Genomic DNA, 2,673 nt, shown 5'->3' on the forward strand with positions numbered 1-2,673 from the left:
AGAAATTTTTCTTTATTGGCTAAATTGGAATTTATAATATCCATCAATGTTTCGCCTTGGATGTATTCCATAAAAATTGTTTGATTAACTAAAGAGTATGGCTTTGGAACAGGGATATTTTTTTTATAAAGATTTTGCAATATTTCAAATTCAAATCGATGTCTTGATGTTTTGAAAACTTTTGCCACAATTTTTTGGGAGTCGTGCTCTAATAAATAAACGGAGTTCTTCTTCGAATTGAATTGTTTTACAATGTGATCCTGAAGATTTTTTTCAAGATAAACAAAATCAATTAGCATACCACCATCGTTTTCCCAATTCTATTTAATCTTATCCTATTTGATCAGACTAATTATGAAGATAGTTCCCTTTGGTTTATTATCCTCTACCGTTATATCACCATTGGACTTCTTGAGAAGCTCTTTTACTATGTAAAGACCAAGACCAGAACCTTTATTTTCCCCAAAACAAAAATTTTCTTCGAATATCTTCTCCTTGTTTTCATCGGGAATCCCTTTACCATTATCTGCTATTTTTATTGTGTAATGCCCGTTATTTTCATAAAATGACATGTCAATCTTGTCAGCTTTTCCATGCACTATCGCATTTCTTACAACATTGTCAATTACTGATGTAAAGGTATTTTTGACTTTAATGTTAAAGTCGCCGATTAGATTTATTTTAACATCATAATTTTTAACTACTTCACCAATTATGTCTTTAAGATTGTAATTTTTGATATTATTATCGGACGATATGTCGTATTCAAATTCTCGTACCTTGTTGATTAGATCTACACTTTTGTTCATTGCTTTAATGGCCTTATCCTTAAGTTTTGTATCTTGGGTATTGAGCATCTCTAAAGACATCAATGTGACTGAAATATTATTTAATATGTCGTGTCTCAATATTTTATTTAGGAGTTTCAGAGTATTATTCAAATCACTTATCTCATCTTTTTCTTTTCTGTCTTTTGTAACAGATTTAGCAAATTTAAATACAACAATGAAAAGACCTATAGATATTATTATTCCTTGAAGATATGTATTAAAGAATTCAGATTCTTTGGTAAATTCATCTAGAAAATCCATTAATAATCCGTAAGAGAAGATGGCCCAGCCAAAAGTAAATGTTCTGATATTTAATTTGAATACGTAAAAAAGCATTATTATAACTAAGAAGAGATATGCGCCTTCAAATAATATATTAGCATGGTAAAATGAAGTATCAATTGGAAATGCGAGAAACCATAACAATACGATAAGAAATCCAAAAATAGAAAATACAAGAAGATCAAGATTATCTTTCAACATTTGAATCTGCTCCATAAAAGGATAGTTAATTAAATAACTTTCGCTTGTTCGAATTATTATTTCATAATCTCTTTTCGAAAATATTTTCTCAAGAACTCATAAAGTTTTTTATCCCAATTTGGAGGTGGATTCTCCATTTCTGTGAGGCTTAATATATAGGATATTGATTTTTTGTCCAGTAGATACTCAAAATCTTTATTTTCTATAAATCTATAAATTGCATTAAATATAGGAGAAGGTAAAGGAACTTTGAGCTTTGACAATTTAAGGTTTGTATGCATTAAAGATTTCTTCAAATATTCCATTTCACTGAGAGTTACATTGTGATATCTCATTCCATCGATTCTTTTTTCCCAGTCTTTCTTTGACTTTTCTTTGAATAGTTCTATTGCAACATATATTTTTGGCCATCTTTCAGGGTATATAAGTAGTAATCTCTGGATAGGCAGGATATTCTCTTGTATTAAAATAACTCTCTTTTTTATTTCGTCTATACCACTTTTAGCGTAGTTCACTTCATAGTAATCAAGTTGTGTTATTAGCCAAGAATCCCTTCGCTCAGATCTAATATTTTTTTTAGGGCTAGACTCTCCTGAAATAATTTTTGGATCGTTTGCATTCTTTGATGAGATACTCTCTTTTTGCATCCATAAACAAAAGAATAATTAAATATAAAAAATTTAGTATTAAAATCTAAATTCCTAGTTTCTTTCTCTTAGATTCTATATGAGAAAGGATATCATCAGATGCTTTAACTGAATCCTTTTCAACGTTTAATACGCCGCCTGTTATATCTTTGCAATCTACGGTCAAAAGTTTGACAAGATTTGGACCACCTGTTACTGGAGGTACAGGATTAACGTAGGTATATAATCCAAATGCCAATGCGAATATAGCATCTATAGTTGCCTTTTGCTCCATGTATTCTGGTGCAACTGCAACAACTGGTAGATCTGTTACCGGCACATTACCTAATGCATTTGAAATTGTTCCAATCAAATCTGCCAGCCTTCCAGTATCGGTACATGTTCCATAACTTAATACGGGCGGGATATTCAAGAGAGTACATAATTTCTTTAATCCTGGACCTGCCAGATCTTTAGCCTCTAAACTACAGAGCCCTCCAACCTGCACTGCCCCGTTACCACATCCAAGGGATAGAACTAAGATATCCCTCTTTATCAATTCTTTTACCATTCTTATTGTGTGAACATCTTGCCCCGAATCTCTTAGAGAAGTACACGAAACCATTCCAGCAACACCTCTTATTGTACCGTCTTTAATTGCATTTAGCAATGGTTCAATTGTGCCCCCTAGAGCCTCAACGATGCTCTCAGTAGAAAATCCCACGATAGCTTCG

The 2,673-nt window shown here is 31.9% G+C and carries 4 protein-coding genes; all 4 read right to left on the minus strand.

Annotation, left to right across the window (positions count from 1 at the left end):
• Positions 1–299 (minus strand): phosphotransferase (locus tag KO464_03960; GenBank protein ID MCC7572527.1); only part of this gene is annotated, 299 nt, incomplete at its 3' end.
• Between the two features lie 36 nt (positions 300–335).
• Entirely contained in the window at positions 336–1,328 is a 993-nt protein-coding gene (locus tag KO464_03965) for a HAMP domain-containing histidine kinase (GenBank protein ID MCC7572528.1), read from the minus strand.
• A 41-nt stretch (positions 1,329–1,369) separates the two neighbouring features.
• Positions 1,370–1,960: a hypothetical protein gene (locus tag KO464_03970; GenBank protein ID MCC7572529.1), complete on the minus strand. Its 591-nt coding sequence runs from the start codon at positions 1,958–1,960 to the stop codon at positions 1,370–1,372.
• 46 nt (positions 1,961–2,006) lie between these two features.
• Positions 2,007–2,673, minus strand: a 667-nt coding sequence (locus KO464_03975) for a carbon monoxide dehydrogenase (GenBank protein MCC7572530.1), incomplete at its 5' end; no start/stop codon positions are given.

The organism is Methanofastidiosum sp. (genome assembly GCA_020854815.1).
Lineage (GTDB): Archaea > Methanobacteriota_B > Thermococci > Methanofastidiosales > Methanofastidiosaceae > Methanofastidiosum.